Here is a 22,961-nt window from a genome sequence, read left to right on the forward strand (position 1 = left end):
GGTGGTGAGGCTCTGCGGGACGTCGAGGGCTCACAGAGGCTGATGGTCGAGGTGCCGCCGAGGCGCCCTGCTGGTAGAGGTGGGCAGATGGATGCCGACGAGGTCCCCCTGTTTCGTGCGCCGATGCGTTCGCACGATGACCGCGTTCCCGCGGGCGCGGCCGTGGCACGCGGTCTGGAGCTGGGGCTTTGCGGTCTGGGCGGGCGGCTGCCGCATGCGCCCGGCTCGCTCGAGGAGGCGGTCGCGGCAGCCGGCGACGTGCATGATGATCGGTTGGCCCGCCGCGTGCGACGTTTCGCTGACGCTCCAGCAGGAGCCTTCGTGTGGACCCGGGCAGGTGAGGGCTACTCCCTCGGACGCCTGCGCGGTCCGTGGCGTTACGACGAGACTGCAGGCGCCGAGGCTGCGGACCTGGTGCACGTCCGTGACTGCGAGTGGCGCCCGGTGGACCTGCCGCTGGTGCCCGCTGGGGTGCGGGCGACCTTCGCTCGTGGCGGCCGCAACTGGCAGCGCATCAGGTCCACCGACGCCTTCAGGGCAACCGAGCGTCTGTGGCGGCTCAGCTGAGCGTCTCGCTGGTGCCCAGCGACTCCTCGATCGCTGCCTCGGTGTCGGGATCGACCGCGGCGTGCTCAAACTGGCTCTGATAGAGCCGCCAGTAGGCGCCTTCGGCACCGATGAGCTCCTCATGCGTGCCCTGCTCAACGATGGCACCGTCCTCCATCACCAGGATGAGGTCGGCATCGCGGATGGTGGAGAGCCGGTGGGCGATGACGAAGGAGGTGCGCCCGGACCGCAAGGCGTTCATGGCCTTCTGCAAGAGCAGCTCGGTGCGCGTGTCCACCGAGCTGGTGGCCTCATCGAGGATCAGGACCTCGGGCTGGCGCACGAATGCGCGCGCGATCGTGACAAGTTGACGCTCACCCGCAGAGACGTTCGCGGCCTCCTCGTCCAGCACGGTGTCGTAGCCCTCGGGAAGTGAGTGCACGAAGCGGTCCACGTAGGTCGCTTCAGCGGCCTCGCGGATCTGCTCGTCGGTGGCTTTCTCGTTCCCGTAGCGGATGTTGTCGCGGATCGACCCGGCGAAGAGCCAGGGATCCTGCAACACCATGCCGGTGCGTGCACGCAGGTCTGCGCGCGTCATCTCCGCGGTGTCCTGACCGTCCAGTCGGATCGCTCCGCCCTGCAGATCGTAGAAGCGCATGAGCAGGTTCACCAGAGTGGTCTTGCCTGCTCCGGTCGGCCCGACGATCGCCACCGTCTGGCCCGGTTCCACTCGGAAGGACAGGTTCTCGATCAACGGCTGGTCAGGCGTGTAGGAGAAGGTCACACTGTCGAACTCGATGACCCCGCTACCACCCGCAGGCGCGGTGGCGGCCTCTGCGGGATCGGGCGTTTGCTCGTCCTCGTCGAGCAGGGCAAAGACCCGCTCGGCCGACGCAGTGCCGGACTGCACCACCGGCAGCATGCCGCCGAGTTCGGCCAAGGGCTGCATGAAGAGCTGGGAGTACTGCACGAAAGCCTGCACGTCGCCGATGCGGATCTGGCCGCTGGCCACCATCACACCGCCGAGCACGGCAATCCCGGCATAGGTGAGGTAGCCGACGAACTGCATGGCCGGCATCATGACCCCGGAGATGAACTGCGCCTTGAACGAGGCCTGGTACAGCTCTTCGTTCTCCGCGGTGAAGGCCGCCCGTACCTTTTCCTCCTGGCCGTAGACCTTGACCAGTGCGTGGCCGGAGAAGGACTCCTCCACCCGGGAGTTGATTCGTCCGACCTTCTTCCACTGCGCCTGGAAGGCCTTCTGCGACTTCGGTCCGAGGACACCCATGATGACGCCGATGAGCGGCACCGCCACGAGCGCCACCAGTGCCAGCTTCCAGGAGATGGAGAACATCATGACCATCACACCGAGGACGGTGAGCAGCGAGGTGATCGCCGACGAGAGCGACTGCTGCAGGGTCTGGGTCATGTTGTCGACGTCGTTGGTCACGCGGCTGATCAGCTCGCCGCGCGGCACGCGGTCGAAGTGACTCAGGGGCAGGCGGTTGATCTTGTGCTCGACATCCTCGCGCAGGCGCCACATGGTGCGGACCATGATCCGGTTGATCAGGTAGCCGGACAGCCACTCGAACAGCGCGGCGCCCAGGTAGAGCACCAGCACCCAGACGATGATCGTGCCCAGGGCTTCGAAGTCCACGCCTGCGCCGGGGACGAAGTGCTCCATGGCCGAGACCATGGAGGCCAGGTTGTCCTGACCCGCCTCCTCGAGCGCGGCGGCCACCTGGGCTTGGCTCATGCCGGCGAATTCCTCGCCGATCATGCGACCGACCACGCCCTCGAACACGATGTTCGTCGCCTCACCCAGAATGCGTGGGCCGATGATGGTCAAGAGTGTGCCGAAAGCTCCGATCACCGCAGCCAGAGCGAAGGTCCACCTCGTGGGGCCCAGCAGCCCGATGAAGCGCCGGAAGCTGGGCCAGAAGTTCTTGGGCTTGCCGCCCATGGCTCCGGGCTCATCGGCGCCGGCGGCGATGATCGCCTGCTGGGTCTCGCGTTCCTCGTCGCGTTCGGTGCCCGGCGTGTGCTCGCTCATGCGTCCACCGCCATCTGCGACTCGACGATCTCGCGATAGGTGACCACGGTGGACAGAAGCTCCTCGTGGGTGCCCGCGCCCACCATGCGACCATCCTCGACGACGATGATGCGGTCGGCGTCCGTGATCGTCGAGACACGCTGCGCCACCACGATCTTGGTGACCTCGGGCAACTCCCGCCAGAGAGCCTGGCGTAGCCGGGCATCGGTGGTGAGGTCCAGGGCGGAGAAGGAGTCGTCGAAGACCAGAACGTCCGGTTCGCGCACGATGGCGCGTGCGATGGCCAAGCGCTGGCGCTGTCCGCCGGAGACGTTCGTGCCGCCCTGGGAGATCGTGGCCTCCAGCCCATCGGGGCGTGCGCGGACGAAGTCGGCGGCCTGGGCGATCTCCAGGGCACGCCAGAGCTCCTCGTCGGCGGCGTCCTCCTTGGCGAAGCGCAGGTTCGAGGCGATCGTGCCCGCGAAGAGGAAGGGGCGCTGGGGCACCAGGCCGATACCCCGCCAGAGAATGTCGAGATCGGCGTCCTTGACGTCCACACCGTGCACGCGCACGGTGCCCGAGGTCGCATCGAAGAGTCGGGGGATGAGGTTCACCAGGGTGGTCTTCCCCGAGCCCGTGGAGCCGATGATCGCCACCGTCTCACCCGGCTCGGCCCGGAAGGAGATGCCGGAGAGCACTGGCTGGTCCGCGCCGGGGTACGTGAAGGAGGCGTCGATCAGTTCGACCTGCCCCGGCCGGGGCAGAGTGGTCACCGGGCGAGCGGGCGGGATCAGTGTCGTTTCGCTGGCCAGGACCTCACCGATGCGCTCGGCCGAGACGGCGGCGCGCGGGATCATCATGGCCATGAAACTTGCCATCATCACGCCGCCGAGGATCTGGCCGACGTACTGCATGAAGGCGAAGAGCGTGCCCACCTGGGTGTTGCCCGCATCGACCTCGATCCCGCCGAACCACACCACGCCCACGATCGTGACGTTCATGATCAGCAGGACCAGCGGGAAGACCAGGACGAAGAGCGAGCCGACCTGACGGCCGACGACCATGATGTCGGTGTTCGCGACGCGGAAGCGTTGCTCCTCGATGGACTCCCGCACGAAGGCGCGCACCACGCGCACGCCCGAGAGTTGCTCGCGCAACACACGGTTCACGGCATCCAAGCGCGACTGGTAGCTGCGGAAGAGCGGCACCATCCGTGAGATCACGAGGGCAGCGGCCACCAGCAGGACTGGGATGGAGATCGCAAGAATCCAGCTCAGCCCGACGTCCTGGCGCACCGCCATGACGATGCCGCCGATGGACATCAGCGGTGCCATGACCAGCATGGTGGCGCTCATCATGGCGAGCATTTGCACCTGTTGGACGTCATTGGTGTTCCGGGTGATCAACGAGCCGGCGCCGAAGGAGGAGACCTCCCGCTCGGAGAAGCCGGAGACCTTCCCGAAGATGTCGTTGCGCAGATCGCGCCCGACGCTCATGGCTACCCGGGCAGCGCAGTACGTGGCGATCACGGCTGAGAGGATCTGCCCGAGCGCCACCACGATCATCCACCCACCCATACGCAGAATGAAGGGGACGTCACCTGCGGCAACGCCCTGGTCGATGATCGAGGCGTTCAGGGTGGGCAGGAACAGCGCGGCGAGCGCCGAGCCGAACTGAAAGATCAGCACCGCGGCCAGCAAGGGCCAGTACTTGCTGAGGTACGTGGTGAGGAGACGGAGCAGCACGTCTCTAGCCAAGCAGCCGTCTCTGACATCTCACATCGGCTAGAAGGATGACCTTGCTCCGCTCTCGGGCTGAGGTGGCGTGGGCTACCCGGCGCCGATGCCGAGGAAGCTCACGCCGTAGGCCGCCAGCACCGCCGCGACGATGCTCCACACGATGGTGCCGGCAGCGATCCACGTGAACGAGAGTCCCGCACGCACACCGGCTGCCACGGCCACCACGGCCGAGACCTGGGTGCCCAATCCGAGCGGTCCAAGAACGGCCAGGCCGGGCATGCCCCATCGCGTCATGATTCGCTCGATGCGCTGCTGACGCTTCTGAGTGGTGTGCGAACCCTCGCGGGGCTGGCCTCGTGCCTCGCGTTGTTCCGCGGTCCGTCGCCTGACCCAGTTCCGTACGCGTTCGCCGAACCAAGCTGCGGCGGCCAGCGTGAGGAGGTTCCCGGTTACACCGGCGAGCACTACCAGGGCGGGCGGGCCGCCGGCAAGGATGCCCAGGGGGACCACGATGATCGCTTCCAGCCACGGGATCGCCCCGCCGAGGAAGACGCCACCGAGCAGGGTCAGGTCGGCTCCGCTCATCGGGTCGACATCGTCTGCGGGCGACCCTCTGGCGGCAGGCTGTCGCGCCAGGCGGATCGTCGCCGCGCCAGGTGCCAGAGGCGGTCTGGGAGTTGGGGTTCGTCACCGCGCAGGAAGGCGGCATAGTGGAAGAGGAAGCGCAGGATGACCCCGAGGCTCGCGAGAAACAGGCCCAGGCAGAGCGCTCGCAGGGCCAGCTCGGCGCCCCACGGCGCCTGGGCGGGCCAGAAGGCCAAGGCCGCGCCCGGCAGGGCGATCCCGAGGGCGACCGCCGTGGAGAGGACGAGCAGCGCCAGCCGGAAGCCTTCGGGCTGCCGGCTCGCCTCGAGCGTCTCGCGGGCCAGCTGGAGCTCCTGGCGCAGGCTACGGCTCTCACTCCCGAGCTGTTCCACCCGGCGCTGCAGCACCTGGTGTTCGGCGATGTCCCACTGGGTGTCGGCGTCGTCGTCCCAGTCCAGGCGAGCGGGGACCGGCACGGCACCGGGATCGGCGGGCTGGCTCAGGTCCCGCTCCCGGCAGAGGAGTCGGTAACTCCAGGCCCAGAGGTGCTCCTCGCGCTGGGGGAAGTCCAGCTGGCTGCTGATCTCGTGCCAGCTCGGCCGCGAACCGCCGCTGGGCAAGCGCTGCCCGATCTGCTCGCGGGCTCGGGCCAACTCCGCACGTAGCTCGACCAGTCGTTGCCGGAAGCGGTCGCGGTCCATCTCATCCGCGAGGGAGGTGACCTGGAGGAGGTCCTCGGGGATGTCCTCCGGCCCGATCTCAGCGGGCAGTCGGAGCAGTCGCTGGTAGATACCCGGGTCGTGGGAGAGGAGCTCGATGCCGAAAGCCTCCAAGCTCTCGCGTGCGGCCTGGAAGCTCTCCGCCGCAGCCTCGTGGCGTCGGGACAGATCTGCCACGCGGCGTCCGGCGGCCTTCTGTTGGGCATGCAGGCTCACGTAACGCGAGACCAACAGTCCTCCGATGATGGCCACCAGCGCCGCAGTGGACTGCGCAATGGTGGTCAGTAGCCAGGTGATCTCGAGCATCGCACGATTGTCCTACAGCCCCGCCGCCCCCGGAAGCTCCGGCTCACACGGGTACCGCCGGGGCGGCGATCTCCGCGCGGACGGCTGCCGTGGCACGGACGAGGTTCTCCAGCGACGCCGTGGTCTCCGGCCATCCGCGGGTCTTCAGGCCGCAGTCAGGGTTGGACCAGACCGTCGCTGCGCCGAGCACGGACACCGCGAGCCGGAGACGCTCCGTCAGTTCGTCCACGCTGGGCACGCGGGGGGAGTGGATATCCCACACCCCGGGCCCGATACCCCGGGAGAAGCCGTGGCGGGCCAGTGCCGAGACGACCTCGAAACCGGAGCGCGAGGCCTCCACGGTGGTGACATCGGCGTCCAGTGCGTCGATCGCCTCGATCACCGTCTCGAACTCCGAGTAGCAGAGGTGGGTGTGGATTTGCGTCTCGGCGCCGGCGCTTCCGGTCGCTAACCGGAAGGAATCGACCGACCATCGCAGGTATTCCGGGCGGTCGGCTTCGCGCAGCGGGAGCAGCTCCCGGAGGGCCGGCTCGTCTACCTGGATGATCTGCGTACCGGAACGCTGCAGATCATCGACCTCGTCGCGCAGGGCCAGGGCGATCTGGTCCGAGGTCTCGGACAGGGGCTGATCGTCGCGGACGAAGGACCACGCGAGGATCGTGACCGGGCCGGTGAGCATCCCCTTGACCGGCCGCGACGTCAGCGACGCGGCGAAGCGCGTCCACTCCACGGTCATGGCCTGCGGCCGGTGGACGTCGCCGAAGAGGACCGGTGGGCGCAGGCAGCGCGAGCCATAGGACTGCACCCAGCCGTGCGTGGTGGTCACGAAGCCTTCGAGCAGCTCAGCGAAGTACTGCACCATGTCGTTGCGCTCAGCCTCGCCGTGGACGAGGACGTCCAGCCCCAACTGCTCCTGGTGCGCGACGCACTGCGCGATCTGCTCGCGGATGCCGTCGACGTAGCCCTCCTGACCGAGCTCGCCGCGCCGGTGCGCGGCACGGAGCCGGCGGATCTGCGCGGTCTGGGGGAAGGAGCCGATCGTGGTCGTGGGCAGCGGTGGGAGCTGGAGCGCTGCCTGCTGCGCCTCGCGGCGCACTGCGCTCGGTCCGCGACGGCGGTCGCCGGCGTGCACGGCAGCGAGGCGGTCCCGCACGGCAGCAACGTGCACCCGGGGGTGCTGAGCGCGGCGGGCGCGGCGATCCGCATCCTCGCGACACCAGGACTCGAGTTCCGGTGAGCCGCCATGCAGGTGGCTCGCCAGGCTCAGCACCTCGGTGATCTTCTGGTCGGCGAAAGCGAGCCAGCACGCGATCTCGGGATCCAACGCGCGCTCGCGCGCGACATCGTGCGGGACGTGCTGCAGCGAGGTCGCGGTGCTCACCGTGATCGGTCCCCGGTGGCGCTCACGCAGCTCGTCGAGCTGGCGCACGGCGTGCGTGGCGTCGGTGCGCCAGATATTGCGGCCCCCCACCACGCCGGCCGCCAGGGTGATCCCGCGCAGCGGTGCCAGCTCAGCAGCGGTGGGGACCTCGCCACGCTCGAGGTCGATCCCGACCGCTTCGACCCCGGACCCTCCCAGCGCCTCCAGGACCTCGGCCCCGGCGGCGCCGTAGCTGACCGGCACGAAGAGGTTGGGCCGGTCCGACACCGCGGCCAGCTGCCGGTAGGCGGCCGCCGTGCCCGCGATGATCGGCTCACGGGGCACGTCCCAGCCGTCGGAGGCGAGCGCTGGTTCCTCGAGTTGCACCCAGGAGGCTCCCGCTGCCCGGAGCTGCTGGAGGAGCGTCGCGTAGGCCTGGCACAGGTCAGGGAGCAAATCGAGTCGCGATCGCGGGTCCGTACGGCCGTGTGCGGCCCCGCCCTCGAGCGCGCCGGTGGTGACCTTGGCGAGCAGGAGGAAGCTCACCGGGCCAAGTAAGGTCAGCCGCGGAAGGTCCGCTGACGCATCGGCGAAAGCGCGATACCTCCGAGCCACTGCCTCGCCCTGCGGCGCGAAGCGTGCCCCGGGTTCGAGCTCGGGAACGTAGTAGTGATAGTTGGTGTCGAACCACTTGGTGAGTTCCAAAGGAGCGAGTTCCTCGGTACCGCGCGCGAGGGCGGAGACCAGGGCCAGCCCGTCGTGACTGTCGGGATCCACCGGCCGCAGGCCGGCCGCCCGGAACCGGGCCGGCACCACGCCCAGGAGCACCGCGGCGTCGAGAACCTGATCGATCGCGGCACCGTCCGCCGGAACGGCGCCGTCGCCGCGCAGCCCGAGGCCCTGCAGGTGCTGGAGTGTCCGTTCCCGTTGGCTGGACAGGGCTGCGCTCAGCGCCGCCGGGTCGCCACCGCCCCAGTAGGCCTCCAGTGCCTTCTTCATCTCCCGGTCCGGTCCGATGCGGGGGTAGCCCAGAACTGTGGTGGGCAGGGTGGCCGGACGGGGGGCGCCAGAGGGTGACGGGATCGTGTTCATCGGAATCCTCGAGATGGTGGTGGGTGGTCGGGAACGGCTCAGGGCAGGGCCGTGGCCGCGCTGGCGGCAGCAGTGCCCGCACGATGCTGGCGCGCCGCATCGCGGATCCTGAGGTGCTCCAGGATCGACAGCGGAGCGCGGTAGCGGTTGAAGGTGAACAGGTGGAGACCAGGGCACCCGAGTTCGAGCACGGCATCGATGAGATGCAGCGTGGCGGCCACTCCGCGCCGGCCGAGTTCCGCCTCATCGACGCCCTCGAGATGGGCGAGCAAGTGCTCAGGCACCGGCACGCCCGTGATCTGCTGCAGCCGCTGCAGCCGCTTGGCGCTGGTCAGTGGAGCGATCCCGGCGACGATCGGCAGGTGGATCCCTTGGGAGCGGGCGTCGTCCACGAGGCGCGCGTAGTCCTCGGCGTCGTAGAAGACCTGCGTGATCGCGTAGTCCGCTCCGGCCTCCTGCTTCTCCCACAGTGCGTGCAGATCCCTGCTGTAGTCCCGCGGGGCACCGGAGCGCGGATAGGCCGCGACGGAGATCGAGATCGGTCGTGCACCGATCCCGGCAGGCGGGTGGAGACGTTCTTCCTCGATCTGCCGGATGGCGCGTACCAGCTCCGCCGCACGGTTGAACCCGGAGGGCTCGTCGACCCACTCGGTCGCGCCCGGTAGCGGATCGCCCCGGAGAGCCAAGAAGTCCCGCACCCCCTCCGTGATCAAGCCGGCCACGAGCGCTCGCAGGTCGTCCTGGGTGCGGCCGGCGCAGATCAGATGCGCGAGCACCGGCACCTCCGTGTGCTCCAGCAGGTGGCGGATGAGTTCGCGATGCGCATGTGCTGACTGCTGGTGCCCGTGCGTGACAGAGAAGTAGTCCGGCCCGGCCTGCGCCATGGTGTCGATCGCCTGCCAGGCCTGAGTGGGTGCCACCTCGGGACGCGGCGGGAAGACCTCGAAGGAGATCAGGGTTCGACGCCGGGTCCGCTGCACGAGGAAGGCCGTGGAGCGGGAGGGAGCGTCTGCGGGGGTGACGGCTGAGGGGGCGCTCGGGGCGAGAGAAGGCGAGGACATGGCCGGGTGGAACTCTCAGCTTCCCCAGAACTCGCGCGCGATGCGCTGGCCCTGGCCGACCTTGGCCCACTGCTGCTCCTCGGAGAGCTCGTTGCCGTTGTCGCAGGAGGCGAAGCCGCACTGGTGGGACAGGTGCAGGCGCTCCTTGTCCACGATCGACGCAGCCTCCTCCAGCAGCGCGCGGACGCGCTCCTCGTCATCGAGTTCGGCGGTCTTGGACGAGAGCAGGCCGAGCACGACCTCGGTTTCGTGGCGGTCGGCGAAGACCCGCAGCGCCTCGATGGATCCGGCGCGCTCGTCGTCCCACTCCAGGAAGAAGCGGTCATAGCGCTGCTTGCGCAGGAAGAGCTCGGCGATGGCCTCGTAGGAACCGGCACCCATGTGCCGGGAGTCGTAGTTGCCGCGGCAGTTGTGCGTCCACACCTTCAAACCCAACGTGTGGGCGTGGTCGATGAGCGCGTTGTTGAGGTCGATGAACTCCTCGGCGAAGCCGCGGACCTGCTCGTAGGGCACCGCTCCACCGGTGAACGGGGAGGTCGGGTTGTCCTCGGCGAACATCTCCCACAGGCAGTCGTCGAGCTGCAGGATCTCCCCGCCGGCCTCGGCGTACTCGCCGGCGAACTCCTGATAGGCACGGAGCAGCCCGGCCTTCAGTTCGTCGGCGTTGGCATAGACACCCTCGGCCCGGCCCGCGTTCGGGGCGCCGAAGAGCTTGCCGGAGAGTTCGCCGAAGACGTGGGAGGGCGAGGGGATGGAGAGCTTGGTGGGCCGGCCTTCGCTGAGTTCGGCCAGGCGCCGGTAGGTCTCGATGAAATGGTGCCCGCGCCCGCTCAGCGGAGCGACTACGCGGACCCCGATGTCGCGGCGGGTCTCGTAGGTGCCCTCCTCGTCGAGATCGCGGAAGTAGTAGCCGTGCTCGGCGATGAATCGCTCGGTGCCTCCGAGTCCCCAGATGAAGTCGGTGTGCCACAGGGCGCGGTTGTACTCGCCGTCGGTCAGGATGCCGACGCCGTTCTCGATCTGCTTGGCAACGACGTCGCGGGTGCTGGCCACCTCGGTCTCCCGGTACCCGGGCACGTCGTCGTAGAACGGGTAGGTGACGTCGTCGCGCTCTTGGATGGCGGTCTTGTGGTCGAGGAGCTCCTGGGGGCGCAGGAGGCTGCCGACGAGGTGGAATCGTGTGCTCATGACTCCACGGTCGCACCAGATCTGGCACATAGGGTAAGACCAAGCTGCTATCGGTTGGCATAGCCCCTAGCTATGAGTCGTCGTCGACCTCTTCGGCTAGGACGCGCTCGAGCTCATCCAGGTAGGTGCGCGCCTGGCCGGTGAGTTGCACCGAGGCTGGTGCGATCCAGCCCACCTCGATGTGGTCGTCCACCTCCAGCGGCACCGAGACGATGTTCTCGCCATTGAGATCGGTGCTGAGGATGCCAGTGGAGATGGTGTAGCCGTTCAGTCCGATCATCAGGTTGAAGATCGTGGCGCGGTCACTCACTCGGACGGCCTTCGGACTGAACTCGGTGCTGAGGATCTCCTCGGCAAAGTAGAACGAGTTGTGCACCCCCTGGTCGAAGGAGAGGCAAGGGTAGTCCGCGAGGTCGGCCGGACTGACCGAGGCCCGGCCCGCCAGCGGATTGGTGCGGGAGACGAACACATGCGGGCGGGCGGTGAAGAGCGGGTGGAAGGCGAGGCCCCGAGTGCGGAAGATCTTGTCCAGCACCTGCTGGTTGAAGGGATTGCGGTAGAGGATGCCGATGTCGCTGCGTAGCGTGGCGACATCTTCGATGATGTCGTGCGTTCGGGTCTCCCGAAGCGTGAACTCGTACTCCGCGGTGTCGGCCCGCCGGACCATGTTGACGAAGGCATTGACCGCGAAGGCATAGTGCTGAGTCGAGATGGAACAGAGACGGCGGGGCGGCTTCTTGTCGGCATAGCGTTGCTCAAGCAGGTCGGCCTGCTGGACCACCTGCCGGGCATAGCCGAGGAACTCCACGCCGTCCGGGGTCAGGCTGATCCCCTGGGCGGTGCGGGTGAAGAGTTCGCGGCCCACGCGAGCCTCGATCTCTTTCATCGACTTCGACAAGCTTGGCTGCGCGACGTAGAGCGCGGCCGCCGCCCGGGTGATCGAGCCGCTGGCGGCGACCTCGATGAAGTACTTCAGCTGCTGCAGGGTCACCAGGCTGTCCATTGGCCCAGTATGGGCGGTGGTCGGGTGATGTTGACAGGCGGCGAAATCCCTTGAGTTGCAGCCACCGCACCGCCGTACGATCCGCAGATGGCCGACGCGATCTTCTCCCACCCCCGTCTTGCCCGCGTCTATGACGCTCTCGACGGCGACCGTAGCGACTTGACCACCTACACCGAGTTGGCGGCGCAGCTCGGAGCCAGGTCCGTGTTGGACATCGGGTGCGGGACCGGAAGTCTTGCCTGCCGGCTCGCGGCGGGAGGTGTCTCGGTGGTCGGGGTCGATCCGGCGGCGGCCTCGGTGGAGGTGGCCCGGGGGAAGCCTGGAGCCGGGGCCGTGACCTGGCTGGTGGGGACGGCGCCAGACGTGGCGGCTGATCCCGCTCACCGCCAGCGCTTCGACCTGGCCACGATGACGGCCAACGTCGCCCAGGTCTTCGTGGAGGATTCGGACTGGATCGAGACGCTCTGTGCCATTCACACCTGCCTGCGCCCTGGGGGCTGGTTGGCCTTCGAGTCCCGGGTGCCTGCGGATCGTGCCTGGGAGCGCTGGACCAAGGAACTGTCACATCGGGTCGTCGACACCGGAGCCGGTGGACTCGTGGAGGACTGGGTCGAGGTGACCGCTGTGGACGGTGAGCTCGTCACCTTCGAGTCGCCTACGGTCTTCCACTCCGATGGCGAGCGCATCGACTCCACGAGCACGCTGAGGTTTCGCAGCGAAGACGCTCTGCGTTCGACGGTGGCCGAGGCTGGCTTCACCGAGGTGGAGATCCGCGACCTTCCCTATGCGCCCGGTCGAGGATGGCTCGTGCTGGCGGAAGCCCCGGGGTAGAAAGGCTAGGCCGATGCGAGAGCCTCTCAGCTGGGTCGCCGACACGGAAGTGGGGCAGTGGCTGCGCCCGGTGGTAGTCGAGGAGGCCACCTATCGCAGGAAGTGGTCGCGATACCAGGGAATGCTGGCGAGCAGGCCGGCGATCACGAGGGCGAGCAGGAAGCCCCACCCGCCGGAAAGTCGACGGGCACGTTGCGGAGACGGGCGTCGCCGGCCCCACAGGGTGGGTTCCAGGATCGCGAATACCAGCCAGGTGATCGGCGTCGCTACGGCGAGCCAGAACCACGCCCACTTCGATGCCAGGCGAGGTCGAGGTCCACCGATGAGTAGCAGCAGCGCAGCGGTCCACGCGAGGCCGCTGAACCACACGAGGTGCCCGCCGCTCGAGGCCCCAAGATCCCGTTCGAGCACCTGAACGCCAGAGCGTGAGGCGAGGTCAAGGATCATCGCTCGCTCATCGGCACCGGACACGGAGGGATCATCAACTGCCCATCCCTCCGGAGCCGCGTTCTCAGAGCTGTACTCATATGTGGACCAGGCGGGCCGGGCGAGGCCGTCCCACTCCACGGTGGACTGGCCCTGACTATTGGGCGGAAGCTGTTCCATCGTGATGGTGCTGACCTCGCCCGCCTCGATGGCCTGGAAAAGGTCATCCAGGGGGCGGTGAGCGGGAGTTTGCGTCAGCTGCACCCCACCGGCAATCAGGGCCATGACAATCAGTGCTCGCACGAGGAGACCGAGGGGGCCGGACGGCGCAGCCGGTGGGGCATCGGGAGATCGAACTGCCGATGAGTGCTCCGTACCCAGCTGCCCCATGGATCGAGCCTACTGGCTTCCTGACGAGGAGTGTCCGCCTTCGCAAGAGCAATGATCGACTGTCACCGGGGATCGATGCCGTCGGCGAGTGTGTGCGCACAGCGCTCGTGCGAGACTCGCCCGGTGAACATCCGGCAGGCCACCCCAGCAGACGTCGAGCTCGCTGCGAGGCGTGAACCACCGGGTGCCGACATCGCGACCAGGCACTTTGCCCGGCAGCAGCGCGGTGAGGCGGTCTACCTCGTGGCGCGCGACCGCGAGGAGATCCTCGGTGGTGAGTTGCTGATCATTGACGGGAACGCCGCCGGGATTCCCGAGGCCCGGCTCCCGCTGCTGCGTCACCTGCATGTCGAGCCGGCTTACCGCAATCGCGGTGTGGGTGCGGCCCTGATGGCCGCGGCGGAGGAGGTGGCTCGCGAGCGGGGCTTCACTCGGGTCAGCCTGATCGTCGGGGTCGACAATCCACGCGCTCGCCAGCTCTACCTGCGGCTGGGTTACGTACCCACCGGCGAGCAACAAACTCAGACCTACACCTACGTGGACCAGGATGGTGTTGAACGTCAGGCCACTGAAACCGGTGACGTGATGGTCAAGGCGTTGTGACCTGAGACGTCCTGATACTGCGGCCGGTGTTTCTTGCGATCAACGCTCGTCGGTGGGGATGAACAAGTCCTCGACCCGGCAGGAGAAGATGCGCGCGAGGCGGAAAGCCAGGGCGAGGCGCGGCTCATACCGGCCCTTTTCGATGGAGATGATGGTTTGCCGGGAGACCTCGGCCAGACGTGCGAGCTCGTCCTGGGTGATGCCGTGCTGATTGCGTAGCTGTGCGAGCGTGTTCTCCACCTCGGCTCACGTCACTCGTTCGCGCAGGATCGCGTAGCGGATCCAGTACGCGAAGAGCAGCACGACGACCATGAGGTAGGAGATCGCTGCGCCCACGTAGAGGCCCTGGGTCAGCAGGTAGAGACCTAAACCCAGGGGTAGCACGAGTGCAAGGGAGAAGGTCCCGGCGGCGGACTGCTGCGCCAACTCGTGCTCGACGCTTTCGGGTTCAGCGGTGCGATTCGCCTTCTCCGCTTGCCGGCGCGTCAGGTGGGTACCGATCCCCGCACCGAAGACGAACACGGTGTAGAGCACCGTGATGAGCCACCCGTAAGTCTCGGGCAACGCATGGTCCAGCGCCCACACGGTAATCAGCGCTGCCAAGCAGCCGAGGGCAAGGTAGATCCAACGACGCACGTCCCACTCCGATGTCTAGGTACCTTGACGTCGAAGCTACGCACGGGTGGCCGATCACGTCAAGATTGCTTGACGTGCCGTGCGTGTTCCGTGACCTGGGCTCCAGTCACTGCTGGATCAATGTCTCACCTGGTACCATGTCTGGCATGGTAGCCAAGGGCGCGGTGCTCGCGAACCTCCGTCGGGGAGCGTTGGAGTACTGCATCTTGGCCTTACTTCGGCCTGGTCCTCGCTACGGCCTGGAGATCGCCCGCGAGCTAACGCGAGATGGTGTCTTGATGGGCGGAGAAGGCACCTTGTACCCGCTCCTCGCTCGGCTGCGGAAGTCCGGGCTGGTGGAGACCACCTGGCAGGAATCGACCACCGGCCCGCCGCGCCGCTACTACGCACTGACCAACGCTGGCCAGACAGCCCTTGCGACGTTCGTCGACACCTGGCGTGCGTTCAGCGATGCTGTTGATGCGGTGCTGGACCCGGACGAACCCTCATGATCCCCAATGAAGGAATCACGATGTCCACCGAGACCGTCTCGACATACCTCAACCAGGTGACCCGCATGCTGGGCGGCGTCGACCCCGCCTACCGCGCCGACGTGCTGGCCGGTGTGCACGATCATCTCGAGGCCGCGCTGGGTCCGGAACCGTGGCGAGAGCAGGAGGTTCGCCACGTACTGGATGACCTGGGTCCACCCGAGGAGATCGCCGCCGCAGCGCTGGACGGCCAGCCAACCATGACCGCCGAGCCGCCCAGTGCGATGTCGGGGGCATGGGTACCTCCGGTGGCAGTCGCCCTGGTGGCCATCGGCACATTCGCGATGCTGCTTCTGCTCAGTGGCAGTTACGGTCTCGGTCTTGGTTCGGCGGGTAGCGGCGGGCCCATGTTCGAACCCGTGAGCTTGTTGTGGTCGTTTCCCGTGGTGCTGCTTTCCCCTCCGGCACCGCTGGCGCTCGTCGGCGCCCTGCTGGTCACCCTCTCCCCGCTGTACCGGGGAGTCGATCGTCTGGCTGCGTGGCTGGCGCTTCCTTGGTGCCTCGCACTGCTGGGCTGGGGAGCGTTCATACTGCGTGCCGTCGATGAGTGTGTCCGCACAGGGAGCAGTTTCTGCACTGGAATCGGTGCGGATACGGTGCGTCTCGGGGGTGTGGCGGTCGTGCTGGTAGCGAGCGTCGGCTTGGTCTTGCTTCTTGCGCGTCTGGCACGCGTGCGCACCACCGGCACCAGCGACGCTGGGCGGTGGTGGACGGCAGCGGGGGTCGTGCTCGCCCTGCTCGTCTCCACCCGGTGGCGCACTCGTGGACACTTGGCGCTGCGCTGATCCCGGTGGCTGTCATCCTGCCCGTGTGGGTGGTGGCGGTCGTGGTGCTCCTGCGCAGCCAGCTCTGGACGCGGTCGACGAAGGTGATCGGTATCGTGCTGCATCCGGTCCTGCTCGCTGTCACTCTCGCGGTGACCGCTCTGCCTGCCGCACTGACCCCGGCGGTCACCGCAGTGGGGACGGCTGCCGTCATAGCCGGTGCCGTGGCCACGATTGCCGTGGCAGTCAGGATCTTCTTGACCGCCCGCCAACCATGATCCTCGGGTTCTTGAGACCGGTGCCCACCTACCCGGTGGCGAGATAGACCGTGTTGCTGGACTCGCCGTCGGTGAACAAGCTCGACATCAGGTGTTCCTCGCCCAAGGCCACCTCGCATGCCGCCGGATCCTAGGGTAGAGCCCATGTCAGCGACCGACCCGGCCCGGATGGCGCCACAACCATCGCCGCACTCCGCACCCGAGGCGGCGGGACTGGCCGCGCGCAGGTCGCTCCGCGATCAGGTGTACGACGCCGTATTGGACATGCTGGTCGCTGGACGCTTCGGCCCCGGGGAATCGCTGGGCATCGATCCACTCGCCGCGTTGCTCGGCGTCTCTCCCACGCCGGTTCGCGAGGCGCTGGTCCAACTCGAGGCCACCGGGCTCGTCACCCGCACGGCGCTGCGGGGCTACAAGGTTGCCCCGCCGATGTCGCGCACCACCATCGAGCAGCTCTTCGACGCCCGGCTGGTGGTGGAGGTCGCGGCTGCTCGCCACGCTGCCGAGAATCACGATGGCCTAGAACCCGCACTGCGCGCTGCCGTCGATCGCCATCGACAGCATGCGGCGGCCCTGACGCCGCCGACGGCGGAGGCCTCGGTCCAGGATCTCAGCGAGTACCTGGCTGCCGATCGCGCTTTTCACGACCTGCTCTTCCAGGCCACGCAGAACCCGTTCTTCCAGGAGATGACTCGGCACATCTCCATCCACGGAGAGCGACTTCGGCAGTTCATCGCACATCGCACTCCGGATGCTGAGCAGGCAGTCGCCGAGCACGAGGCCGTGCTGGAGGCCATCGTCGGCGGGGATGCGGACCAGGCCGCGGCAGCGATGGAGTCGCACATTCTCGGGGTGCGCCAGCGCACGTTGCTCGATGCTGAGGCGCCGGGGGAGTAGCAGCGAACCGTGTTCAGTCCGCAGCCAGGCGGAGCAGCTCGAGATATCCGGAGAGGCTCCAGGCCGCCCGGCCGACGAACAAGCCCTCGACCGTTCCCAGCGCGAGCAGTTCGACGGCGTTCCCAGCGTTGACCGAGCCGCCATACAGCACCGCCTGGACTCGGTCCCCGAACTCGCCCTGCAACGACTGCAACGGGCCATCAATCTCGGCCGTGTGCGGCGTCCGCCCGTGTTCGCCGATGGCCCATACGGGTTCGTAGGCGATCAGGACGGAGTCGAGCTCGTCGGAGCTCAACCCGTCGAGTGCCCCCCTGGCCTGATCGAGCACATGCTCCCGCGATCCTCCGGCTCGCTGGACGGCGTCCGGTTCGCCGACGCACAGCAACGGCATCAAGCCGTGGCGGAGCGCGGCGCGCACTTTCCACGCCGTGCGCTCGATGGAGTCGGCGAAGTGCTCACGGCGCTCGGAGTGGCCGATTTCAATCACCTGAGCCCCGGCATCCGCCACCTGCGGCACCGAGACCTCCCCGGTCCAGGCGCCGGCGTCCTCCCAGTGAGCGTCCTGGGCTCCGAGGAGAAGCCCGGCCGGCCGATCGCGCGCGGGGCCGAGTGCCTCATCCACCGAGGCCAGCGCGGTGTGCGAGGGAATCACGAAGGGCTGCACCCCGGCGTACTCACCGGGCTCATCCCGCAAGGCGGCGACCAACCCCTGTGCGTAGGTCACGGATTCGGCCAGCGTCTTGTGCATCTTCCAGCTGGTGCCCACCCAGCGAGTGGTCACGCTCCGGTGCCCTCGTAGGCGGTGATGGCCTCGACCTTGGGAGCCGAACTCGAGTCCGGGTCGAACTCGTGCCCGAGCCATTCCTGAACCAGCAGGCGTGCCACCTCCAGCCCCACCACACGCGCACCCAGGCAGAGAACCTGCGCGTTGTTCGACAGGACCGAGCGCTGGACGGAGTAGGTGTCGTGGGCGGTCACGGCGCGGACGCCGGCGACCTTGTTGGCGGAGATCGCCACGCCGAGCCCGGTGCCGCACACCACGAGCGCACGGTCGACCTCGCCGCGCGCGACCCGTTCTGCAGCCTCGATGGCCACGTTCGGGTAGTAGGTCTCATCGTCAGAGCCCGTGACGCCGACGTCGACGATCGTCTCGACGCGTGCGTCCGCCTCCAGCTCCTGCTTCAGTACCTCTTTGTAGGAGTAGCCGGCGCTGTCTCCGCCGACGGCGATCCGTAGTCCCATGGTTTCTCCTTCAGTCCTTGATGTGCTGAGCGAGTGCGGTCATCAGAAGTGCGAAGGAATGTGCGCCGGGATCGGGCGTGCCGAGGCTCTTCTCTCCGAGCACCCGGGAGCGCCCCAGTCGTGCCGTGATCTCGGCGGTCTCCGCTGCTGCGCTCCGAGCCGCACCTGCGGCCTCGGCCAGCGCGGCCTCCGGATCGCCGGTGGCGTCGAAGTGTGCACGGAGCTGCTCAGCGAAAGGCAGTGCGGCGTCCATCATGGTTTTGTCACCGGCCTTCGCGCCACCGAGCCTCTCCACGGCTCCGATGCCTGCAAGGAGCGCTGCCACCAGGGTCGCCACGTCTGCGCCGTCGTCGTCGCTGAGGGAGCCACCGACTGCCGTCAGGGCCGCTCCCCACAAGGCCCCCGAGGTCCCGCCGGCCGCCTCGGACCACGCAGAACCGGCACGGATGAGAACGGTACGGGCACCGGCACCCTGGGCGAGGGCCTCCTTCGCGGCTGCGGTGGCACCTCGTGATCCCGCCACCATGGCTGCACCGTGGTCACCATCACCGGCCACGGCATCGAGCTGGCCGAGTTCCTCCTCGTGCGTCACACACGTACGGTGCAGCGTGTCCAGCGCCGTGACGATGGCTCCGGCAAGTGCGCGGGAACTCTCCGACGACGAGGGGATCTCCGCCTCACCCGGCTGGTACACCGTGGTGCGCTGGGTGCGTTCTCCGGGTACCTCGCCGCGCCGGAAAGCCGGGGTGTCAGCCGGCGCAAGCCAGTACTCCTCGAGTTCCTCATCGAGAAAGACCAGCGTCAGCGACAGCCCTGCCATATCCAGGCTGGTCACGTGCTCACCAACTTCGGGGCGCACTGCCGTCAGGCCGAGCTCCTGAAGTCGCCGGTCCACCTGGCGGTAGACCACGAACAACTCCTCGTACTTCACTGTGCCCAAGCCGTTCAGTAGGACCGCCACGCGCCCGGAATGCGCTTCGGGTGCCTCGGCCATCACGCCGTCGACCAGGAGATCGGCGATCTCGGCAGCGGTGCGCATCGGCTCCTCGCGGACACCCGGCTCGCCGTGGATGCCCAGACCGATGGCCATGGTGCCCTGCTCGACGTGGAAGAGCGGCTCGGCAGCGCCCGGCAGGGTGCAACCGTCGAAAGCGACGCCGAGCGAACGGGTGGCGTCATTGGCCTTCCAGGCCACACGCTCGGTCTCGTCGAGGTCCGCGCCCGCCTCGATGGCGGCCCCGGCAATCTTGAACACGGGGAGGTCACCGGCGATCCCGCGCCGGTCGCGATGGTTCTCCGCTGTGTTCGAGGCGAGATCGTCGCTGACCATGATGATGCGCACGTCCACGCCCTCGGCGCGCAGCTTCTCCGCGGCCGCGCCGAAATGCAGCACATCGCCGGCGTAGTTCCCGAAGCCCATGATCACGCCCCCGCCGTTCTCGGCCGACCGCGCCACGGAGTAGACCTGGGAGGCGGAGGGCGAGGAGAAGATGTTGCCGCAGGGGGAGCCGTGCCCCAGTCCTGGACCAACCCAGCCGGCGAAGGCGGGGTAGTGGCCTGAGCCGCCGCCGATGACCAGTGCGGGCTGGCCCGGGGGAGTCTCGGTGGAACGAACTACGCCGCCGTGGACGGCGGTCACGTATTGCGGGTGCGCCGCAGCGAAACCTGCCAGCGCCTCGGCCGGGAAATCCTCGGCCTTGTTGATCAAGTAGGTCATGACTCTTCCTCGGGCGTCGTTGGCCGGGGCGGGGCCGGGTGGGGCGGCGGAATCGTTGCTTCGAGCCTGTCACGTTGACGTGAGAGCTGCCACTGTCAACTATCATATAGGATATTGCCTACTGAGAAGGACGAGGATGTTCACTGCAGAAACGTGGCCGATCGCCTGCAATATGCTGCCCTTCGGCTCGCGCGCCGCAGACGGCAGCCCGATCGTCGAAGCGCCCGCGAGTACTTGGGCCCGCCAGCTCCGGCAAGTGCGTGAGTTGGGCTTCGAGCACATCGACCCCTCTGATGCGTGGTTGCCGATCGCGGCCCTCTCCGATGCGCGGCTGAAGGAGTTCGAGACCGTCCTCGACGATGAAGGCCTGGCCATCGGCTCGATCTCGATGACCCGGAGTTCAGTCGTTGATGTGGCCAACGGCGAGGAGAACCTGCGACTGGCGCATCGCCTGATCGATCTCGCCCCGCACTTCGGCGTTCCCGTGGTGAACACCGGATTCATGCAGGCCCTGACCCCGGCGCAGCAACAGGCGCTGTGGTTCTGGCTCGCCGAGGGGCACGTGGACGATCCGCAGCTCCGCCCCCTGGCCGTGGCGCGCATTCGCGAGCTCGGCGAGCATGCCGCCGCCAATGGCATCGAGGTGAGTCTGGAGATGTACGAGGACACCTACGTCGGTACTCCGGAGGAAGCGATCAGCTTCCTCAAGGACGTCGATCACCCGGCGGTGGGGTTGAACCCGGACCTGGGCAACCTGGTCCGCCTGCACCGCCCCATCCCCAAGTGGGAGGACATGTACGCCGCCGTCCTGCCCTACGCGAACTTCTGGCATATCAAGAACTACCTCCGCGACGAGGACCCGGCCACCGGTTCCTATGCCTCCGCCCCCGTGCCGTTGAAGTACGGGATCATCAACTACCGCGCCGTGATCCGGCAGGCGGTGGAGCTTGGGTACACCGGCGTGTTCTGCTGCGAGCACTACGGCAGCGACTCTCTCGGGGTGGCCGCCGAGAACCGTGACTACATCCGCCAGGTGCTCAGCTCGGCACTGCGATAAGTGAGGAGCAACAATCCATGCGACCAATCTCCACAGCCACGGTGGTCGGTGCCGGATACATGGGTGGTGGTATCGCGCAGAGCCTCGCCTTGGCCGGCCTGCAGGTGCGCATCGTCGACACGGATCCTGAGGCGACCCAGGCCGGCCTCGCCCGATTGCTCCGTGAGGCTCAGGACTTCGAGGACCAGGGCCTGTACAGATCCGGCTCGACCGAGACCATCCGTGCCCATCTCACGGCAGGAGACTCCCTGGCCGGCGCCGTGGCGGATGTCGACTTCATCGAGGAAGCAGTATTCGAAAGCCCGGAGGTGAAGACGGTCGTGCTGGCGGAGATCTCCGCTCACGCTCGCCCTGACGCCATCATCGGGACGAACACCTCCACGATCCCGGTCCGGGTGCTCGCACCCTCCGTACAGCACCCTGAACGATTCCTCACCGTGCACTACTCCAACCCGGCGCCCTTCATCCCCGGCGTCGAACTCGTGGCCGGGGAGGCGACGGCGCCTGAGGTGGTCGAGGCGGTCAAGGAACTGCTGGTGCGGACCGGCCGTCAAGGTGCACAGGTCGCCGACGTGCCGGGGATGGTGCTGAACCGTTTGCAGTACGCCTTGCTGAAGGAAGCGTGTTCCGTGGTCGAGGAGGGGGTGGCGACGACGGAGGATGTGGACACCATCGTGCGCACCACCTTTGGCTTCCGCCTCGGTTTCTTTGGCCCCTTCGCTATCGCCGATCAAGCCGGACTGGACGTCTACCAGAAGGCCTTCGGGATCATCGAGGAGGCCTTCGGTGAACGCCTGGGCACTCCGCGACTGATCTCCGATGCCGTCGAATCCGGTCGGTACGGGGTGAAGAACGGCAAGGGGCTGGCCGCAGACTACGACGACGACACTCGCGAAGCGCTGATCGCCTACCGCAACAAGGCCTACTCGAAAATGGGGGAGTTGCTCCGCGAGCTGGGCCCGGCACCGCGCCGCAGCTGACGCAGATCGGCCCACACAGCCCATCAGTGGGTTGCCTGAGCTCCCTGACCCACCTACCCTTTCGCGTTTGTGCTCACTCGACGTCGCTACGAACCGCGAGACGGCGAAGTGGAGCAACGCTTGCCGAGCACAAGCGCAAAGGTGCCCGCGCCAGGCACTGGTGTGGGCATGTGGCTGGTCCGGCCCTTACTGCTCTGGTAGCTCCAGCTCACTCAGGCGCGAGTACGCACCACTCATGTGCTTCTGAGCAGCTACCCGCGCGGCGGCCGGGTCGCCACTGGCCAGCACGGTGCGCAGTTCGTGGTGCTCGGGGTACCCCACGGTGGGGAAGTCCGGGAAGTTGATGTTGCGGGTGAGCAGGAAGAAGGACACCTGGCTGCGGATCGAGGTCCACACCCAACTCAGGCGGGTGTGGTCGGCCGCACGGTAGATGACGTCGTGAAAGGCGAGGTCCAGCCGCACGGCGTCCTGTGGCTTGACGCTGCCCGAGGTCACCTTCATCTCGGCGAGCACCTCGTCGAGTTCGGCGAAGTGCTCCGGGGTCATCCGGGTGGCCGCGCGCTCTGCGGCCAGCGCCTCGAGCGCCGCTCGCAGGGTGTGCACCTCCTCGACGTCGCGTTTGGTGAGCACGCTGACAAAAGCGCCGCGATGGCGCCGGATCTCGATCTGCCCCTCGCGGGCTAGCAGTGCGAGCGCCTCCCGTACCGGGCCGCGGCTGACCTTGAGCTGAGAGGCGAGCTCGAGTTCACGGAGGTGCTCGCCAGGTTGGAGTTCCCCGCTGGCCATCTTGTCGCGCAACACCTGCACCACGTGGTCACTCAGGGCTGCTCGGGGGGCCTCCACGGATGACGCCATCGTCATGTTCCCTTCTCTACGTCGCGTGCCGGCATCACCGCATGATGGCAGGCATTCGCCAGGTCCGACAGTCATTGGAGATTGTTGACAATCTGCAATCTACTCCCTAGTGTTCCCCGCAACC

Annotated in this window: 24 protein-coding genes; 9 read left to right on the forward strand and 15 right to left on the reverse strand. The window is 67.5% G+C overall.

The annotated features are described in order from the left end of the window. Nucleotides 1-87: 87 nt before the first annotated feature. Nucleotides 88-567 (forward strand): GAF domain-containing protein, encoded by a 480-nt coding sequence (locus EDD31_RS12670; protein ID WP_123304468.1) that lies wholly within the window; start codon nucleotides 88-90, stop codon nucleotides 565-567. Here the strand turns inward: EDD31_RS12670 and EDD31_RS12675 are convergent. From EDD31_RS12675 to EDD31_RS12710, 8 genes are all read right to left on the reverse strand, one after another. After that, complete coding sequence (locus EDD31_RS12675; RefSeq protein WP_123304469.1) at nucleotides 560-2,599, reverse strand: ABC transporter ATP-binding protein; 2,040 nt, start codon at nucleotides 2,597-2,599, stop codon at nucleotides 560-562. The two genes, EDD31_RS12670 and EDD31_RS12675, sit on opposite strands and share 8 nt — an antisense overlap. Next, the gene (locus EDD31_RS12680; RefSeq protein ID WP_123304470.1) at nucleotides 2,596-4,323 is read right to left on the reverse strand and encodes an ABC transporter ATP-binding protein; all 1,728 of its coding nucleotides are present in this window, start codon (nucleotides 4,321-4,323) and stop codon (nucleotides 2,596-2,598) included. Before EDD31_RS12680 ends, EDD31_RS12675 begins: the two co-directional genes overlap by 4 nt. An 84-nt stretch (nucleotides 4,324-4,407) precedes the next feature. Beyond that, nucleotides 4,408-4,902: a small multi-drug export protein gene (locus tag EDD31_RS12685; RefSeq protein WP_123304471.1), complete on the reverse strand. Its 495-nt coding sequence runs from the start codon at nucleotides 4,900-4,902 to the stop codon at nucleotides 4,408-4,410. Next, nucleotides 4,899-5,927: a hypothetical protein gene (locus tag EDD31_RS12690; protein ID WP_123304472.1), complete on the reverse strand. Its 1,029-nt coding sequence runs from the start codon at nucleotides 5,925-5,927 to the stop codon at nucleotides 4,899-4,901. The genes EDD31_RS12685 and EDD31_RS12690 overlap by 4 nt, the downstream gene beginning before the upstream one ends. A 43-nt stretch (nucleotides 5,928-5,970) precedes the next feature. Further along, nucleotides 5,971-8,379: a 5-methyltetrahydropteroyltriglutamate--homocysteine S-methyltransferase gene (gene metE / locus EDD31_RS12695; protein ID WP_123304473.1), complete on the reverse strand. Its 2,409-nt coding sequence runs from the start codon at nucleotides 8,377-8,379 to the stop codon at nucleotides 5,971-5,973. A 38-nt stretch (nucleotides 8,380-8,417) separates the two neighbouring features. Then, the gene (locus tag EDD31_RS12700) at nucleotides 8,418-9,440 is read right to left on the reverse strand and encodes a methylenetetrahydrofolate reductase (RefSeq protein WP_123304474.1); all 1,023 of its coding nucleotides are present in this window, start codon (nucleotides 9,438-9,440) and stop codon (nucleotides 8,418-8,420) included. Between the two features lie 15 nt (nucleotides 9,441-9,455). Beyond that, nucleotides 9,456-10,628 (reverse strand): cobalamin-independent methionine synthase II family protein, encoded by a 1,173-nt coding sequence (locus EDD31_RS12705; RefSeq protein WP_123304475.1) that lies wholly within the window; start codon nucleotides 10,626-10,628, stop codon nucleotides 9,456-9,458. A gap of 70 nt (nucleotides 10,629-10,698) precedes the next feature. Beyond that, on the reverse strand, nucleotides 10,699-11,631 hold the full coding sequence (locus EDD31_RS12710; RefSeq protein ID WP_211336125.1) for a LysR family transcriptional regulator: 933 nt from the start codon (nucleotides 11,629-11,631) through the stop codon (nucleotides 10,699-10,701). 87 nt (nucleotides 11,632-11,718) lie between these two features. Between EDD31_RS12710 and EDD31_RS12715 the strand changes: the two genes are divergently transcribed. Then, the gene (locus tag EDD31_RS12715; RefSeq protein WP_123304476.1) at nucleotides 11,719-12,462 is read left to right on the forward strand and encodes a class I SAM-dependent methyltransferase; all 744 of its coding nucleotides are present in this window, start codon (nucleotides 11,719-11,721) and stop codon (nucleotides 12,460-12,462) included. 90 nt (nucleotides 12,463-12,552) lie between these two features. On the opposite strand, the gene EDD31_RS12720 is transcribed toward EDD31_RS12715, so the two are convergent. Then, nucleotides 12,553-13,191 (reverse strand): hypothetical protein, encoded by a 639-nt coding sequence (locus EDD31_RS12720; protein ID WP_148058951.1) that lies wholly within the window; start codon nucleotides 13,189-13,191, stop codon nucleotides 12,553-12,555. A gap of 210 nt (nucleotides 13,192-13,401) precedes the next feature. Here EDD31_RS12720 and EDD31_RS12725 point away from each other — a divergent pair, with 210 nt between their 5' ends. Beyond that, complete coding sequence (locus EDD31_RS12725) at nucleotides 13,402-13,881, forward strand: GNAT family N-acetyltransferase (RefSeq protein ID WP_170163300.1); 480 nt, start codon at nucleotides 13,402-13,404, stop codon at nucleotides 13,879-13,881. Nucleotides 13,882-13,920: 39 nt separating this feature from the next. On the opposite strand, the gene EDD31_RS12730 is transcribed toward EDD31_RS12725, so the two are convergent. Together EDD31_RS12730 and EDD31_RS12735 are read right to left on the reverse strand one after the other, a co-directional pair. After that, a complete protein-coding gene (locus EDD31_RS12730; RefSeq protein ID WP_123304479.1) occupies nucleotides 13,921-14,121 on the reverse strand; it encodes a helix-turn-helix transcriptional regulator in 201 nt (66 codons plus the stop codon). 6 nt (nucleotides 14,122-14,127) lie between these two features. After that, entirely contained in the window at nucleotides 14,128-14,517 is a 390-nt protein-coding gene (locus EDD31_RS12735; RefSeq protein WP_123304480.1) for a hypothetical protein, read from the reverse strand. A gap of 137 nt (nucleotides 14,518-14,654) precedes the next feature. Between EDD31_RS12735 and EDD31_RS12740 the strand changes: the two genes are divergently transcribed. From EDD31_RS12740 to EDD31_RS12755, 4 genes are all read left to right on the forward strand, one after another. Continuing rightward, nucleotides 14,655-15,008 carry a PadR family transcriptional regulator gene (locus tag EDD31_RS12740; protein ID WP_342768056.1) on the forward strand — a complete coding sequence of 118 codons (354 nt, stop codon included), beginning with the start codon at nucleotides 14,655-14,657 and terminating at the stop codon, nucleotides 15,006-15,008. Between the two features lie 20 nt (nucleotides 15,009-15,028). Next, nucleotides 15,029-15,832 carry an HAAS signaling domain-containing protein gene (locus EDD31_RS12745; RefSeq protein WP_148058952.1) on the forward strand — a complete coding sequence of 268 codons (804 nt, stop codon included), beginning with the start codon at nucleotides 15,029-15,031 and terminating at the stop codon, nucleotides 15,830-15,832. A gap of 5 nt (nucleotides 15,833-15,837) precedes the next feature. Next, nucleotides 15,838-16,089, forward strand: coding sequence for a hypothetical protein (locus tag EDD31_RS12750; RefSeq protein WP_123304483.1), 252 nt, complete (start codon nucleotides 15,838-15,840; stop codon nucleotides 16,087-16,089). 144 nt (nucleotides 16,090-16,233) lie between these two features. After that, nucleotides 16,234-16,986, forward strand: coding sequence for a GntR family transcriptional regulator (locus EDD31_RS12755; RefSeq protein WP_170163301.1), 753 nt, complete (start codon nucleotides 16,234-16,236; stop codon nucleotides 16,984-16,986). 13 nt (nucleotides 16,987-16,999) lie between these two features. Here the strand turns inward: EDD31_RS12755 and EDD31_RS12760 are convergent, their stop codons facing one another. From EDD31_RS12760 to EDD31_RS12770, 3 genes are read right to left on the reverse strand one after another with little or no spacing between them, the layout of a single operon-like run. Beyond that, nucleotides 17,000-17,767, reverse strand: coding sequence for a triose-phosphate isomerase (locus tag EDD31_RS12760; RefSeq protein WP_281270445.1), 768 nt, complete (start codon nucleotides 17,765-17,767; stop codon nucleotides 17,000-17,002). Then, entirely contained in the window at nucleotides 17,764-18,228 is a 465-nt protein-coding gene (locus EDD31_RS12765) for a ribose-5-phosphate isomerase (protein ID WP_123304486.1), read from the reverse strand. Before EDD31_RS12765 ends, EDD31_RS12760 begins: the two co-directional genes overlap by 4 nt. A 10-nt stretch (nucleotides 18,229-18,238) precedes the next feature. Beyond that, nucleotides 18,239-19,945 carry a dihydroxyacetone kinase family protein gene (locus EDD31_RS12770; protein ID WP_123304487.1) on the reverse strand — a complete coding sequence of 569 codons (1,707 nt, stop codon included), beginning with the start codon at nucleotides 19,943-19,945 and terminating at the stop codon, nucleotides 18,239-18,241. Nucleotides 19,946-20,081: 136 nt separating this feature from the next. Here EDD31_RS12770 and EDD31_RS12775 point away from each other — a divergent pair, with 136 nt between their 5' ends. Both EDD31_RS12775 and EDD31_RS12780 read left to right on the forward strand, forming a co-directional pair. Further along, nucleotides 20,082-21,002, forward strand: coding sequence for a sugar phosphate isomerase/epimerase family protein (locus EDD31_RS12775; RefSeq protein ID WP_123304488.1), 921 nt, complete (start codon nucleotides 20,082-20,084; stop codon nucleotides 21,000-21,002). A 17-nt stretch (nucleotides 21,003-21,019) separates the two neighbouring features. Next, a complete protein-coding gene (locus EDD31_RS12780; protein ID WP_123304489.1) occupies nucleotides 21,020-21,982 on the forward strand; it encodes a 3-hydroxyacyl-CoA dehydrogenase family protein in 963 nt (320 codons plus the stop codon). 186 nt (nucleotides 21,983-22,168) lie between these two features. Here the strand turns inward: EDD31_RS12780 and EDD31_RS12785 are convergent, their stop codons facing one another. Continuing rightward, a complete protein-coding gene (locus tag EDD31_RS12785; RefSeq protein ID WP_245991197.1) occupies nucleotides 22,169-22,843 on the reverse strand; it encodes a GntR family transcriptional regulator in 675 nt (224 codons plus the stop codon). Nucleotides 22,844-22,961 lie beyond the last annotated feature (118 nt).

The sequence above is a fragment of the Bogoriella caseilytica genome, from assembly GCF_003752405.1.
GTDB classification, from domain to species: Bacteria; Actinomycetota; Actinomycetes; order Actinomycetales; family Actinomycetaceae; genus Allobogoriella; species Allobogoriella caseilytica.